This window comes from Polymorphospora rubra (genome assembly GCF_018324255.1).
Lineage (GTDB): Bacteria > Actinomycetota > Actinomycetes > Mycobacteriales > Micromonosporaceae > Polymorphospora > Polymorphospora rubra.
The window spans coordinates 6,096,235-6,110,874 of the sequence record NZ_AP023359.1; the positions used below are offsets into that span (position 1 = coordinate 6,096,235).

11 protein-coding genes and 2 pseudogenes are annotated in these 14,640 nt (G+C 73.8%); 10 read left to right on the forward strand and 3 right to left on the reverse strand.

Annotation, left to right across the window (positions count from 1 at the left end):
- Positions 1 to 108: 108 nt before the first annotated feature.
- Positions 109 to 498, reverse strand: a pseudogene (locus Prubr_RS38005) (FAD-binding protein); the annotation flags it as partial.
- A 127-nt stretch (positions 499 to 625) separates the two neighbouring features.
- Between Prubr_RS38005 and Prubr_RS27535 the strand changes: the two are divergent.
- From Prubr_RS27535 to meaB, 8 genes and pseudogenes are all read left to right on the forward strand, one after another.
- Positions 626 to 2,395, forward strand: a complete 1,770-nt coding sequence (locus Prubr_RS27535; protein WP_212817805.1) for a thiamine pyrophosphate-dependent enzyme — start codon at positions 626 to 628, stop codon at positions 2,393 to 2,395.
- Positions 2,392 to 2,787 carry a hypothetical protein gene (locus tag Prubr_RS27540; protein WP_425517947.1) on the forward strand — a complete coding sequence of 132 codons (396 nt, stop codon included), beginning with the start codon at positions 2,392 to 2,394 and terminating at the stop codon, positions 2,785 to 2,787. Before Prubr_RS27535 ends, Prubr_RS27540 begins: the two co-directional genes overlap by 4 nt.
- A gap of 7 nt (positions 2,788 to 2,794) precedes the next feature.
- Positions 2,795 to 3,823, forward strand: coding sequence for an SDR family oxidoreductase (locus Prubr_RS27545; RefSeq protein WP_246567724.1), 1,029 nt, complete (start codon positions 2,795 to 2,797; stop codon positions 3,821 to 3,823).
- Between the two features lie 63 nt (positions 3,824 to 3,886).
- Positions 3,887 to 4,321: a ribosomal maturation YjgA family protein gene (locus Prubr_RS27550; RefSeq protein WP_246567725.1), complete on the forward strand. Its 435-nt coding sequence runs from the start codon at positions 3,887 to 3,889 to the stop codon at positions 4,319 to 4,321.
- 112 nt (positions 4,322 to 4,433) lie between these two features.
- Positions 4,434 to 4,775: pseudogene (locus Prubr_RS38545) on the forward strand (methylmalonyl-CoA mutase family protein); the annotation flags it as partial.
- Positions 4,776 to 5,047: 272 nt separating this feature from the next.
- Positions 5,048 to 6,274 carry a methylmalonyl-CoA mutase family protein gene (locus tag Prubr_RS37175; protein ID WP_485020583.1) on the forward strand — a complete coding sequence of 409 codons (1,227 nt, stop codon included), beginning with the start codon at positions 5,048 to 5,050 and terminating at the stop codon, positions 6,272 to 6,274.
- On the forward strand, positions 6,271 to 8,472 hold the full coding sequence (gene scpA, locus Prubr_RS27565; RefSeq protein WP_212817809.1) for a methylmalonyl-CoA mutase: 2,202 nt from the start codon (positions 6,271 to 6,273) through the stop codon (positions 8,470 to 8,472). Before Prubr_RS37175 ends, scpA begins: the two co-directional genes overlap by 4 nt.
- Positions 8,469 to 9,461 carry a methylmalonyl Co-A mutase-associated GTPase MeaB gene (gene meaB / locus Prubr_RS27570; RefSeq protein WP_212817810.1) on the forward strand — a complete coding sequence of 331 codons (993 nt, stop codon included), beginning with the start codon at positions 8,469 to 8,471 and terminating at the stop codon, positions 9,459 to 9,461. Before scpA ends, meaB begins: the two co-directional genes overlap by 4 nt.
- A 9-nt stretch (positions 9,462 to 9,470) precedes the next feature.
- Here meaB and Prubr_RS27575 read toward each other — a convergent pair whose 3' ends face one another.
- Positions 9,471 to 10,112 (reverse strand): SanA/YdcF family protein, encoded by a 642-nt coding sequence (locus tag Prubr_RS27575; RefSeq protein WP_246567727.1) that lies wholly within the window; start codon positions 10,110 to 10,112, stop codon positions 9,471 to 9,473.
- Between the two features lie 169 nt (positions 10,113 to 10,281).
- Here Prubr_RS27575 and Prubr_RS27580 point away from each other — a divergent pair, with 169 nt between their 5' ends.
- The gene (locus Prubr_RS27580; protein WP_212817812.1) at positions 10,282 to 10,668 is read left to right on the forward strand and encodes a VOC family protein; all 387 of its coding nucleotides are present in this window, start codon (positions 10,282 to 10,284) and stop codon (positions 10,666 to 10,668) included.
- Between the two features lie 143 nt (positions 10,669 to 10,811).
- On the opposite strand, the gene Prubr_RS27585 is transcribed toward Prubr_RS27580, so the two are convergent.
- Positions 10,812 to 13,559, reverse strand: a complete 2,748-nt coding sequence (locus Prubr_RS27585) for a poly(A) polymerase (protein ID WP_212817813.1) — start codon at positions 13,557 to 13,559, stop codon at positions 10,812 to 10,814.
- Between the two features lie 326 nt (positions 13,560 to 13,885).
- Here Prubr_RS27585 and Prubr_RS27590 point away from each other — a divergent pair, with 326 nt between their 5' ends.
- The gene (locus Prubr_RS27590) at positions 13,886 to 14,623 is read left to right on the forward strand and encodes a GntR family transcriptional regulator (RefSeq protein WP_212817814.1); all 738 of its coding nucleotides are present in this window, start codon (positions 13,886 to 13,888) and stop codon (positions 14,621 to 14,623) included.
- Positions 14,624 to 14,640: the final 17 nt, after the last annotated feature.

Genomic DNA, 14,640 nt, shown 5'->3' on the forward strand with positions numbered 1-14,640 from the left:
CAGCGACAGCCGCGCGGCGGCGAACAGGTCCGCGTTCTCTCGGGCCGAGATGTCCAGGATCTCGCCGCCGCCGGTCACCAGCCGTACGCCGGCCACCTGGGTGGAGAGGTTGCCGAATCCGAGCCCGGTGCCGTGGGTGCCGGTGGCGGTCGCGCCGGCGATCGACTGGTAGTCCACGTCGCCGAGGTTGTCCATCGCCAGGCCGGCGTCGTACAGCCCCTCCCCGAGCGCCTTCAACTTGGTGCCCGCCCACACCGTCGCCCGGCCGGCGGCCGGGTCGTCTTCGATCACCCCCGCCATCCGGTCCAGGCTGACCAGGGTGCCGTCGGTACGCACCAGCGGGCTCGACGAGTGCCCCGAGCCGACCGGGCGGAGCTTCGTCCGGTCCGCGCGGGCGCGCCGGACCAGCTCGCACACCGCCTCCTCGTCGGCCGGCTCGGCGTGCCCGCCCGGGGTGAAGGACAGGCTGCCGGACCAGTTGACGAACTGACGTGCCACCGTGCGCGTCTACCCGCCGTGCCGCCGGCTAGTCCCCGGCGCGCGTGGACGGGTTTGCCGGTGGCCCTGACGGGAAGTCGCCGCGCGTTCGGCCAGGTGCCGAGCGCGACTTCGCCCGGTGGGAGGCATGGTGCAGGAGATCGTTGGCGAGAGCCTGGCCCGGCGGCTGGTCGACTGGGGTGTCGACACCGTCTTCGGCCTGCCGGGCGACGGGATCAACGGGCTGATGGAGGGATTCCGGCGCTGTCAGGACCGGCTGCGGTTCGTCCTGGTGCACCACGAGGAGGCGGCGGCCTTCATGGCGACCGGCTACGCGAAGGCGACCGGTCGCATCGGCGTCTGTGTCGCCACCTCCGGACCGGGCGCCATCCACCTGCTCAACGGCCTGTACGACGCCAAGCTCGACCACACGCCGGTGCTGGCGATCACCGGCATGCAGGAGACCTCGGTGCTCGGCTCGCGCTACCAGCAGGAGGTCCACACCGAACTGCTGTACCAGGACGTGGCCTCGTACAACCTGATGGTCACCAACCCGCAGCAGATGCCGGGGGTCGTCGACATCGCGATCCGTGACGCGCTGGCCAAGCGGACCGTCGCGCACCTGACGTTCCCCAACGACATCCAGGTCGCCCCGGCGGCCGAGGATCCCTACCGGCACGTCAGCCCCGGCAAGCCGCCGATGAGCCGGTCGAGCCTGTCCCGGCCGCCGGTGCCGGCCGCCCAGCCCGACCTGGCCCGCGCCGCCGAGGTGCTCAACGCCGGCCGCAAGGTCGCGATGCTGGTCGGCATCGGTGCCCGCGACGCCCGTGACGAGGTGCTCGCCGTCGCCGAGGCGCTGGCCAGCCCGATCGTGAAGACACTGTCCGGCAAGCAGGTGGTGCCCGACGACCACCCGCTGACCACCGGTGGGCTCGGCCTGCTCGGCACCCGGCCCAGCGAGGAACTGATGGAGGAGTGCGACACGCTGCTGATGGTCGGCACCTCGTTCCCGTACGCGAAGTACCTGCCCGCGCCGGGGCAGGCCCGGACGGTGCAGATCGACGTCGACGCCAGCCAGATCGGCATGCGGGTGCCGGTGGAGGCGCCGGTCAACGCCGACGCCCGGCTCGCCCTCCAGCAGCTGCGGCCGCTGCTGCGCGAGCGCACCGACCGCTCCTTCCTCAGCCGCTACCAGGCGGAACGGGACGCCTGGCGGTCGGACATGGAGTCGCTGGAGAACCCGGACCGGCACCCGGTCGCCCCGCAGTACCTGATCAGCTGCGTCGATGACGCCGCCGCCGACGACGCGATCCTCACCTGCGACTCCGGCACGATCGCCACCTGGGCCGCGCGGCACTGGACGATCCGCGGCGGCCGGGAGTTCTACCTGTCGGGGAATCTGGCGACCATGGCGCCGGGCCTGCCGTACGCGATCGCGATCCAGCACGCCAACCCCGGGCGGCAGGTGATCGCCTTCGTCGGCGACGGCGGCTTCGCGATGCTGATGGCGGAGTTCCTGACCGCCGTACGGCACGAGTTGCCGATCAAGGTCGTCATCAACAACAACAACTCGTACGGGCAGATCCTGTGGGAGCAGATCATCCTCGGCTACCCGGAGTACGCCGTACGGCACCGGCAGCCGGAGGCCGACTTCGGTGCCTGGGCCCGCGCCTGCGGCGGGTACGGCGCCAAGGTCACCGAGTCCGGGGCGCTGCCCGACGCGATCCGGGCGGCGCTGGCCCATCCGGGGCCGGCGCTGATCGACTGCGACGTCAATCCCAACGAGCCGCCGATGCCCGGCAAGGTCCGCTACGACCAGGCGAAGCACTTCACCGAGGCGTTCCTGCGCGGCCAGCCGCACAAGGCCGCCACCGTCGCGACGGTGGTCCGCGACAAGATCAACGAGCTGCGCTCGTGAGCGGGCCGGGGAAACCGTCCACGGCGCGCCCCGGTGGGGGAGCGGTCGCCCGGCTCAGCCTGCTCACCCGGGTGGGCTGGGGCGGCACCCTGCTGCTCGCACCACGCGCGGTGCTGCGCCGGCTCGGCCGACCGAGCGGCCCGGCCGTGGCGACCCTGCGGATCCTCGGCGCCCGGCACCTGGTCCAGGCGGCGGTGCTCGCCCGGCATCCGGTGCCCGCCGTGTTCGGGCTCGGCGCCGGAGTCGACGGGGTGCACGCCCTCACCACCGCCGCGCTCGCCGCCGTCGACCGGCCGCAGCGCCGGATCGCGCTCGGCGACGGCGCCATCGCCGTCGCCCTGATGACGTTGGACCTGTGGACCGCCCGCGCGCCGGCGGCGAAAGGTAGGTGAGCCGGACATGAACGCAGCGGCCGGAAACGACGGGATGGTGCGGCGGGTCGTGGTCGTCACCGGTGCCAGCGGGGGAGTGGGCCGGGCCACCGCCCGGATGCTCGCCGGCCCGGGTACCGCTGTCGCGCTGCTGGCCCGCGGTGCGAGCGGCCTGCGGGCCGCCGCCGACGAGGTGGAGGCGGCCGGCGGGCGGGCACTGCCCATCGAGACCGACATGGCCGACTTCGCCCAGGTCGAGGCGGCCGGCCGGCGTGTCGCCGACGAACTCGGGCCGATCGACGTGTGGATCAACAACGCGTTCAGCTCCGTCTTCGCCCCGTTCCAGGACATCAGCCCGGCCGAGTTCCGCCGGGTCACGGAGGTCACCTACCTCGGCTACGTACACGGCACCCGGGTCGCGCTCGACCACATGGCGCCGCGCGACCGGGGCACGATCGTCCAGGTCGGCTCCGCGCTGGCCTACCGGTCGATCCCGCTCCAGTCGGCGTACTGCGGGGCCAAGCACGCCATCGTCGGCTTCACCGAGTCGCTGCGTTGCGAGCTGCGGCACGACCGCAGCAACGTCCGGGTGACCACGGTGCACCTGCCGGCGGTGAACACCCCACAGTTCGACTGGCTGCTGTCCCGACTGCCCCGCCCCGCGCAGCCGGTCCCACCCATCTACCAGCCCGAGGTCGCGGCCCGGGCGATCATCGCCGCCGCCGACCGGCCGAACCGCCGCGAGTACTGGGTCGGCGCCCCGACGATGCTGACGATCCTGGCCAACCGGCTCGTGCCCGGGCTGCTCGACCGCTACCTGGCCCGGACCGGCTACCAGGCCCAGCAGACCGACCGGCCCACCGACCCGCACCGGCCGACGAACCTCTGGCGGCCGGCGGACGGCCCCGGCCAGCCCGACCACGGCGCCCACGGCGCCTTCGACGACCGCTCGCACCCCCACAGTTCGCAGGCGTGGCTCTCCCGGCACCGGCGGTTGGCCCTCGCCGTCGGCGGAGCCGGCGCCGCGCTGGGCGTGTACGCCTTCCGCCGCCGCTGAGCCGGGGGACGGCCACCGCGGGTGGGGGGAGTGCCGGCGGCGTCTAGCATCGCCGGAATGTCGATGACGCCGCGCTCCGTCCGGCTGCTCGCGCTCGCGGCGGCGGTCCTCATCCTGGCCGTCGCCCTCGGCATCCGTGCCCTGAGCGACGGCAGCCTCGAACAGCACTCGGGCACCGCCCTCTACGCCTCGATGGTCTATGCGGGCGTGCTGTTCCTGTGGCCGCGCATGGGGCCGCTGCCGGCCGGCGCGATCGCGGTCGGCTTCTGCTGGGCCGTCGAGATCTTCCAACTGACCGGTATCCCGGCCGCCCTGTCGGCCCGCAGCCTGCTGGCCCGGCTGGCGCTCGGCGTGCAGTTCGACCCGACCGACCTGGCCTGGTATCCCGTCGGGGTCGTCCCCCTGGTCGCGCTGCACTGGCTGCTGCGCGCCCGGTTCCCGGTCCGGCGCGGATCGTCGTCACTGCCTGACAGCAGCTCCGCCACGCAGCGCTCCTGAAAGGGCGTTCAGTGAGACGAGGCTGAATGAAGCTCGTTACAATCAGCGCCGCGCCGGGGTCCCGGCAGGGCGTCGCCAGTAGCATCCGGGCATGACGGTGCCGCCCGACGACATGCGCCTCGCCGCCGACTTCCCGGCCGCCACGCTCGAACAGTGGCAACTCCTGGCCCTCGCGGTGGCCCGCAAGGCCGGACTGGCCGGTGCGGACAGCGAACCCGGTACGGTCGAGGACCTGCTCTCCACCACCACCTACGACGGTGTCCGGATCGCCCCGCTCTACACCGCCGCCACCGGGACCGTGCCGACCGGGCTGCCGGGCATGTTCCCGTACACCCGCGACAGCCGCACCGCCGGCGCCGCCGCCACCGGCTGGGACGTCCGCCAGCGGCACGCCGACCCCGATCCCAAGGCGACCAACGCCGCGGTCCTCGCCGACCTGGAGAACGGCGTCACCTCGCTGTGGCTCGTCCTCGGCGACGGCGGCCTGCCTCTCGACGGGCTTCCCGCCGCGCTCGACGGCGTCTACCTGGACCTGGCCGGCGTCGTCCTCGACGCCGCCGGGCGGTCCCTCGCCGCCGCCGACGCCTGGTTCGACCTGCTCGACGCCCGCGGGGTCCCGGCCGGCGAGGCCGCCGGCAACCTCGGCCTCGACCCGCTCGGTCTGCGTGCCGCGACCGGAACCGACACCGACCTGCCGCTGGCCGCGGCCGTCGGACTCGCCCGCCGGTGCGCGGCCGACTTCCCGCGACTGCGTGCCCTCACCGTCGACGCCACCCGCCACCACGACGCCGGGGCAGCGACGCCGAGGAACTCGGCTGCGCCGTCGCCACCGGCCTGGCCTACCTGCGGGCGCTCACCGACGGCGGCCTCGGCCTCGCCGAAGCCTTCGACCAGCTGGAGTTCCGCTACGCCGCCACCGCCGACCAGTTCGGCACCATCGCCAAACTGCGCGCCGCGCGGCGGCTGTGGGCCCGGGTCGCGCAGGTGTGCGGGCTGCCGTCCGCCGGCGGGCAGCGGCAGCACGCGGTCACCTCGGCGGCGATGATGACCGCCCGCGACCCGTGGGTGAACATGCTGCGCACCACCGTCGCCGCCTTCGCCGCCGGGGTCGGCGGCGCCGGCGCGGTGACCGTGCAGCCGTTCGACCACGCCCTCGGCCTGCCGGACGGGCCGGCCCGGCGGGTCGCCCGCAACATCCAGTCACTGCTGCTCGACGAGGCCAACGTCGGCCGGGTCGTCGACCCCGCCGGCGGCTCCTGGTATGTCGAACAGCGCACCGAGGAACTCGCCCGTGCCGCGTGGGACTGGTTCACCGAGATCGAGCGGGCCGGCGGGATGGCGGCCGCGCTCGACAGCGGTCTGGTCGCCGACCGGCTGGCCGCGACCTGGCGGCGGCGGGCCGACAACGTCGCCCACCGGCGCGACCCGATCACCGGCGTCAGCGAGTTCCCCAACCTGGACGAACAGCTGCCGGTACGCGAACCGGCACCGCGACCACCCGCGGGCGGGCTGCCCCGCCACCGCTACGCCGAACCGTTCGAGCGGCTGCGGGACCGGTCCGACGCCCACCGGACGGCCACCGGCGACCGGCCGACGGTGTTCCTCGCCGCGCTCGGGCCACCGGCCGTCCACAGCGCCCGGACCGGCTTCGCCGCCAACCTGCTCGCCGCCGGCGGCATCGCCACCGTGACCGGAACCGGCGACGACCCGGCCGCGCTCGTCGCCGCGTTCGCCGAAAGCGGCGCCACCGTGGCCTGCCTCTGCTCCAGCGACAAGCTGTACGCCGAGTCGGCCGGGCCGGTCGCGGCCGCACTCACCACCGCCGGCGCCCGGCGGGTGTGGCTCGCCGGCCGGCCCGGGGACCACGCCGGCGTCACCGGCCACCTGTACGCCGGCTGCGACGCCGTCGGGGTCCTGACCGAACTGCTGCACGACCTGGAGGTGGCCGGATGATCCCCGACTTCTCGACGGTGGAACTCGGCGGGCCACCCGCCCCCGCCGGCGACCTCGACGCCTGGCGGGCCGCCGCCGGTGCCGACCGGCTGGTGTGGAACACCCCGGAAGGTATCGACGTCAAGCCGCTCTACACCGCCGACGACCTCGCCGGCCTCGACTTCCTGGCGACCTACCCGGGCATCACGCCCTACCTGCGCGGGCCCTACCCGACGATGTACGTCACCCAGCCGTGGACGATCCGCCAGTACGCCGGCTTCTCCACCGCCGAGGAGTCCAACGCCTTCTACCGGCGCAACCTCGCCGGCGGGCAGAAGGGCCTCTCGGTCGCGTTCGACCTGGCCACCCACCGCGGCTACGACTCCGACCACCCCCGGGTCGCCGGCGACGTCGGCATGGCCGGCGTGGCGATCGACTCCATCTACGACATGCGGCAGCTCTTCGACGGCATCCCGTTGGACCGGATGAGCGTGTCGATGACGATGAACGGCGCGGTGCTGCCGGTGCTCGCGCTGTACGTCGTCGCGGCCGAGGAACAGGGGGTCGCGCCGGAGCAGCTGTCCGGCACGATCCAGAACGACATCCTCAAGGAGTTCATGGTCCGCAACACCTACATCTACCCGCCGGCGCCGTCGATGCGGATCATCTCCGACATCTTCGCGTACACCTCGCAGCGGATGCCGCGCTACAACTCGATCTCCATCTCCGGCTACCACATCCAGGAGGCCGGGGCGACCGCCGACCTGGAGCTGGCGTACACGCTCGCCGACGGGGTCGAATACCTGCGGGCCGGCCGGGACGCCGGCCTCGACATCGACGCGTTCGCCCCCCGGCTGTCGTTCTTCTGGGCGATCGGCATGAACTTCTTCATGGAGGTCGCCAAGCTGCGCGCCGCCCGGCTGCTGTGGGCCCGGCTGGTCCGCGAGTTCGGGCCGAAGAACGCCAAGTCGCTGAGCCTGCGTACGCACTGCCAGACCTCCGGCTGGTCGCTGACCGCCCAGGACGTGTTCAACAACGTCGGCCGGACCTGCGTCGAGGCGATGGCCGCCACCCAGGGGCACACCCAGTCGCTGCACACCAACGCCCTCGACGAGGCACTCGCCCTGCCGACCGACTTCTCCGCCCGGATCGCCCGCAACACCCAGCTGCTGCTCCAGCAGGAGTCCGGGACCACCGGTGTCATCGACCCGTGGGGCGGCAGCGCCTACGTCGAACGGCTCACCCACGACCTCGCCCGCCGCGCCTGGGAACACATCAGCGAGGTGGAGGCGGCCGGCGGCATGGCCCGGGCCATCGACGAGGGCATCCCGAAGCTGCGCGTCGAGGAGGCCGCCGCCCGTACCCAGGCCCGGATCGACTCCGGCCGGCAGCCGGTGATCGGGGTCAACAAGTACCGGCCCGACACCGACGACGCCATCGACGTACTCAAGGTCGACAACAGCGCCGTACGGGTTCGGCAGCTCGACAAGCTGCGCCGGCTGCGCGCCGAACGCGACGAGGACGCGTGCGTCGCGGCCCTGACCGCGCTGACCAGGGGTGCCGACGCCGCGATCGCCGGCACCCGGGGGCCGGGACTGGATCAGAACCTGCTCGCCCTGGCGATCGACGCCGCCCGCGCCAAGGCCACCGTCGGCGAGATCAGCGACGCGCTGGAGAAGGTGTACGGCCGGCACTCCGCCCAGATCCGTACCATTTCCGGGGTGTACCGCAACGAGGCCGGCGCGGCCGGGAACATCGAGGCGGCCCGGGCGGCCACCGCCGCCTTCGCCGACGCCGAGGGCCGCCAGCCCCGGATCCTGGTCGCCAAGATGGGCCAGGACGGCCACGACCGCGGCCAGAAGGTCGTCGCGACCGCCTTCGCCGACCTCGGCTTCGACGTCGACGTCGGACCGCTGTTCTCCACCCCGGCCGAGGTGGCCCGGCAGGCGGTCGAGGCCGACGTCCACGTCGTCGGCGTCAACTCGCTCGCGGCCGGCCACCTGACGCTGGTGCCGGCGCTGCGCGACGAACTCGCCGCCCTCGGCCGCGACGACATCATGGTCATTGTCGGCGGCGTCGTCCCGCCCCAGGACTTCGACGCGCTCCGGGCGGCCGGCGCCGCGGCGATCTTCCCGCCCGGGACCGTCATCGCCGACGCCGCGCTCGACCTGCTCGCCGAACTCGGCCGCCGGCTCGGCCACCCCGCGCCCACGGCATGACGGCCCGCCCGATCGACGTCCAGGCGTACGCCGAGGGGGTGCTCGCCGGCTCGGCCGCCTGGATCGCCCGCGCGATCACCCTGGTCGAGTCCCGCCGGCCCGACCACCAGCCGCTCGCCCAGCAGCTGCTGATCACGCTGACCCCGCACGCCGGAAAGGCCCGCCGGGTCGGCGTGACCGGGGTGCCCGGCGTCGGCAAGTCCACCTTCATCGACGCGCTCGGCAGCGAACTGACCGCCGCCGGACACCGGGTCGCGGTGCTCGCCGTCGACCCGTCGTCGACCCGTACCGGCGGCAGCATCCTCGGCGACAAGACCCGGATGGCCCGCCTCGCCGTCGATCCGCACGCCTTCGTCCGACCGTCCCCGACCGCCGGCACCCTCGGCGGCGTGGCCAAGGCGACCCGGGAGGCGATGGTCGTCGTCGAGGCGGCCGGCTACGACGTCGTACTCGTCGAGACCGTCGGCGTCGGCCAGTCCGAGACGACGGTCGCCGACATGGTCGACTCGTTCCTGCTGCTCACCCTGGCCCGCACCGGCGATCAGCTGCAGGGCATCAAGAAGGGCGTCCTGGAACTGGCCGACGTCGTCGCGGTCAACAAGGCCGACGGCCCGCACGCCGACGACGCCCGCAAGGCGGCCGGCGAACTCTCCGGCGCGCTACGCCTGCTCCAGGCCGCCGAGGGCGCCTGGCGGCCGCCCGTGGTGACCTGCAGCGCCCGTGAGGGCACCGGCCTGACCACCGTGTGGGAGCATCTGGTCCGCCACCAGGACACCCGCACCGAATCCGGTGAACTCGCCCGGCGCCGCCGCCGCCAGCAGGTCGGCTGGATGTGGGCGATGGCCCGGCAGGCGCTGCTCGACCGCCTGCACGGCCATCCGGAGGTCGTCGCGCTCGCCCCGACGCTCGAACGTGAGGTGCTCGACGGCACCCTCACCCCGGCCCTGGCCGCCGAGCGGCTGCTGGCCGCCTTCACCGGCCGGTCCTGAGGCCGCCGCTCAACCGTCGCGCAGCGCGTTGCTGACCGCGGGGTCCGGGGGCGAGTCGACCGCCGGTGGCCGGCGCCGTACCGCGTCCCACGCCGCCTTCCCGCTGGCAAGGTAGTCGCGTACCGTCTTCTCGGCGATCAGGCTGGTCGGGCAGTCGGTGCAGCGTGCGGTCACCCCGTCGGCGTCGACGCCGAGGTGCCGGCACAGGGTGACCGCCCGCGGCAGGTGCCAGGACTGGGTCACGATCAGTGCCCGGGTGATGCCGTACACGTCGCGGGCCCGGGCACAGCTGTCGTAGGTGTCCAGGCCGGCCGGGTCGGCCACGATCCGTCGCGGATCGATTCCGAGCGTCCCGCTCAGGTACGACGCCATCGCCGCCGGCTCGTCGCCGGACACCCCGCCACCGTCGCCCGACAGGAGGATGACCCGGGCCCGTCCACCGTCGACCAGGGCGGCGGCGGTCTGCAGCCGGCCGGCGAGCCGTGGCGACGGCTGGCCGTCGGTCGCCACCTCGGTGCCCAGGACGATGACGACGTCCGCGGCCGGCGCGTCCGCCTCGTCGTACACGTGGCCGTTGGCGGAGAACACGGTCCACAGCCAGGGGACGCTGGCGAGGATAAGTGCGGCGACGGCCAGGAGGGCCAGGCGCACGACGAGACGGCGCCGGTGGACCGCGCGGCCCGGTCGACCGGTCAACCCGCCCACCGCCGGTGTCCGACGAGAACCCTGATACGCACCCCGGATGCCCTTCCTGCCGACTCGCCGGCCATGCTAGTGGCAGCCGGGACCGGTCGTCCGCCCGCTGGAGTAGCCTCCGGACATGGCCCGGGGCGAGCTGTTTCCGATCATCAACGTCGACGCGGTGGCACCGGTCAGAGCGTTCTACGAGACGGTCTTCGGCGGCGCGGTGGACTACCGGTTCCCCGCCGACGGCGAGCCGGTCTACCTGACGCTGCGGATCGGCCCGTCGACGCTCGGGATCGGGCTCGGCACCGGCCCGGCCATGTACGGCGAGACCCCGCTGCCCGCGACCGGCCACGCCGTCGATCTCTGCCTGTACGTGGCCGACCTCGACGCGACGATCGCCGCCGCACCGGACGCCGGTGGTGCGGTCGTGGTTCCCGCCGGCGACACCCCGTGGGGCGAACGCGTCGCCTACCTGCGCGACCCCCAGGGCACGATGCTGCTCGTCATCCAGGACACGTGACACGTTCTGGGTTGTCACTGTTCGAGAGCCTTCGGGACGTGGCGGTGCGTGGTGATCGTTAGTTGTTCCGCCGTTACAGGTACGGCGTGTCGAGCTGCTGGACAGCTGATGATCACAGGTTCCCTCGTGGGCCGCGGGCGGGGTCAGAGCAGGGTCGGGACCGCGCCGCCGTCGGCGTGCCCGACGTGCACGCCGGGGACGCCGTCGAGCCAGCCGGCCGCGACCCCGGCGAGCCGGGCGGCGTCGTACGGCTCGCGGCCCAGCCCGATCGCGTAGCGGCGCCGGGTCGGTCCGGCTTCGTACGGTCGTGGCCAGGCGTGGACGTCCACGGATCCGTTCCGCTCGATCGCGGTCAGCAGGGCGCGCACCCGGCCCCGGAAACGGCCGACCGTCACCTCGAACGCCTCACCGGCGACCGCCGACACGGTGACGACAGCCCAGGTCGCGTGGCGGCGGTGCGGCGGGGTCGGCGGGTGCCCTTCCCAGGCCCGGTACAACTCCTCGGTCAGCAGGTCGCGCAGGCCGGGGCCGACCTGGTCGGTGCAGCTACGGACCGGGTACGACGGGGTCAGGACCGTCACGGCGGCCTCCGCCGGCGGCACGGTGCCGCCGTCGAGGGTGACCGGGTGGCGCCAGTCCCATGCGGCCCAGGTGCCGAAGAAGTGCCGAAGGAGTTCGTCGCCCTGCAGGTCGCCGGCGTCGAGTACGGTCCGGGCGGCGAGCACCGTCCAGGCGAGTCCGGGCAGCCCGCCGAACGGGGCGGAGTCGAGTCCGCACGCCCTCGCCCACGCCTTCACCGCGCGGGCGAGTTCCGGGAAGCGTGCGTCGGTGCCGACGGCCCGCCGGACCGCCTCGGCGTCGGACACCGCGCTGAGTGCGGTGGCCGCCGCCTCGCCCAGTTCGGCCCGGCGGTCGACCGCGTCGGCCGGCGGCACCGCACCCGTGCCGATCACGACGAGGTCGACGTCGAGCCCGTCGGTGTGCAGCCGCAGCCCGGGCACCCGGGCCCCGACGACGGGGCGCACCGACGACGCGTGGGGGAGGGCCGTTGCCAGCCGGGCAAGCACGTTCGTGAGGTCGGGACCGCCCGGCAGCGCGGCGACGAGGTCGAGGTCGGCGCCGGGCAGCGCGCATCCGAGGCGGCGTGAGCCGGTGACGTGGACGGTGCCGAGCGCCGCCTGGATCCGCTCGGTCACCCCACGCCCGTTCACCAGGGAGCCGGCCGGTGTGCCGGGTTCCGGCAGCCAGCGGACCGCGCCCGTGCCGAGCGAGACGACGGCCCGGGGCCGCATCGGCCCGTCGCCGCGGCGGGAGAGCAGCACGATCTCGTCGACCCGGGCCGACGTCCCGCCGATCCGGTCGGCTTCGGCCGCGATCCGGTCCGTGGCGGAACCGCGGCCGAGCGTCAGGTGCGGGGTGTATCCCTCCGACCGCCCTCGACAGCGCGGGAAGCGGCGGGCCAGCGCGTCCCGGAGCGCGGCCCACGGTGCCGGGTCGGCGGCGGCCGGATCCAGCCAGACCGTGGCGTCGTCGCGGTGTGCGAAGGTCCGCACCCCGGCCAGCCGTACGGGGAACGGCGCCGACGCCGCCGCGACGGCCGACAGCAGTGGCGCGGCGTCCTCGAACGCCGACTCGGGGACGAAGCCGAAGAGCAGGTTGACGTGTGGCGGCCAGCGGTCGACCTGCGGATCGTGTTCGGCCCGGATCCGCTGGATCGCCGGCCACAGCTCCTCGGGCGGGAGCCAGGCCAGGGCCGTACGGGCGGTCGGCGGCAGGTCCAGCGCGTCGGCCGGCGGGGTCTCCACGGCCAGGTCGACCGACACCGCGAAGTGGTCGGACGCGAAGAGCCCGTCGACCGGGGTGTCGCCGACGAGGGTGGCGGCGGCCGCCCGGAGCTCTCCGGGGCCCAGCAGGACCCGGTCCAGTCTCGACGCCCGTCCGCTCAGTGACGAGACGGCGGCCAGCGGGTTGACCGCCGGGTCGAAGGTCACCGTACGGTCCGCCGGTCCGTGTACGTCGGTCCAGGCGTCGCGCAGCCCGAGCGTACGTTGCGGGGTGTCGCCGCCGTCGTTGAAATCCCCGGCCAGCACCACCTGACAGTCCGTTGTGGACAACATTTCGGCGAGGCGGGCGAGTTCGCCGCCCCGGCGTCCCGGGCCGTCCTTCGCCCGGTCGCTGCTCAGGTGTACGGCGGCCACGACGACCGGCCCGGTGGCACAGTCGACGGTGATCGCGGTGACCGTCTTGTGTGGACCCAACACGTGCCGGCCGGCCTCGCGCACCGGCAGCCGGCTGAGCAGCAGCACACCACCCTCGTCGACGTCGTCGCCGGCCGGGTCGGTGCCGATGGTGTAGCCGGCGCGCACCCAGTCGGCGCCCAGCAGTCCGGTCAGCAGGTCGCGTTCCACCTCCTGCAGGGCGATGACGTCGGCGTCGGCCCGCTCCAGCGCGGTCAGCAGCAGTGGGCGCCGCCGCGCGGTGTCGATCCGGTCGCTGTCGTAGCGGTCCCACAGCGTGTTCCAGGTCAGGATCCGCAGCCGGGTGGTCGGGGCGGCGGGCGAGCCCGGGGCCGGAACCCAGCCGTCGACCGGATCGAAGGCGTGCGGGGTGGTCGCGGCGAAGAACGGCGCGCGGAGCCGGCGCGGCGCCCGTACCCGGCCGGCCGGTGTCGAGTCGATCCGGTCGAGGCCGGTCGCCCGGTCCCAGACGAGCTCGCCGTCCGCCTCGACGAAGAGCACCCGGTGCCAGGGGATGTCTCCGCCGGGCACGAACGCCGGCAGCGGGATCCGTTTCGGCTCCCGGCCGCGCACGTTGACTCCGATGACGAACCGGGCCGGGTCGAACCGTGGATCCCACCGCGCCCGGTGGTAGATCTCCTCGCTGGTGCGCACCGACCCTCCTCGCCGTACGACCGTCGGGCGCCCTCCGGCGTGCCGGGCCGGGCCGGTCGAGGGTAGGGGTGCCGGCGGCCCGCGAGCCACCGATTAGCGGTTGGGGTCCTCCCGTCCGTGTTACGGGCATGTGTCGCAGATCGGTGATCGCTTGGCGTCGCTCCTGCGCTCACACTGCGTCTACCAGGGAATTTGTCTTCGAAGATGTCCGCGCCGGACCTCTTGACGGTCGTTCTTGTTACGGCTACGTTTCCGTCTACCGTACACCGTCGACGATAAATCCCCGGACTTCACCGAGTCCGGGAGGCCCTCCGGAAGGTTGTCGCATGGTCAAGCCAGCCGAACCCACGTCGTCCGTCGCCGCGCTGCGGGTGCCGCAGAAGATCGTCCTGAGCGAGTCGACGTACGACGTGCTACGGACGGCGATCCTCGACGGCACCCTGGCACCGGGCACCCGCATCGTGGAGGAGGCGCTGGCCCGGCAGCTCGGCGTCAGCCGGGCCCCGCTGCGCGAGGCGATCTGGCTGCTGAAGCGCGACGGCCTGCTCGTCGAGGAGTCCGCGCGCACCACCCGCGTCGTCCAGCTCACCGAGGACGACGTCCACGAACTGCACATGATCCGGACGGTGCTGGAGACGTTGGCGTACCAGCAGGCGTCACCGCGCCTGCGACCGTCCGACGTGGCCGGCCTCGAGGACCTGATCGACCAGATGCACGAGGCGTCGGTGGCCGGGGACGCCCGCCGGATCGCCGACCTCGACTACCGCTTCCACCGTGCCCTCTGCGAGCCGTGCGGCCTGCCCCGGGTCATGAAGGCCTGGGACGAGCAGCACGTGCTGTTCCGCATGTGGCTCAACATGGTCGGCCCCACCCTCGGCGTGCAGGACATCGCGGAACCGCACCGGATCCTGCTCGACGTGGTCCGCGCCGGCGACGCCGAGGCCATCTCCGAGCAGGTCATCGAACACGTCTATCTGGTCGGCGGAGTGATGGCCGACCAGCGTCGCCGCTGGGCGGCCGGACAGCCCCGGCTGTCCTTCCCGCAGGGCGCCGCCGGCCACTGACCGGCTCCCGAACGCAC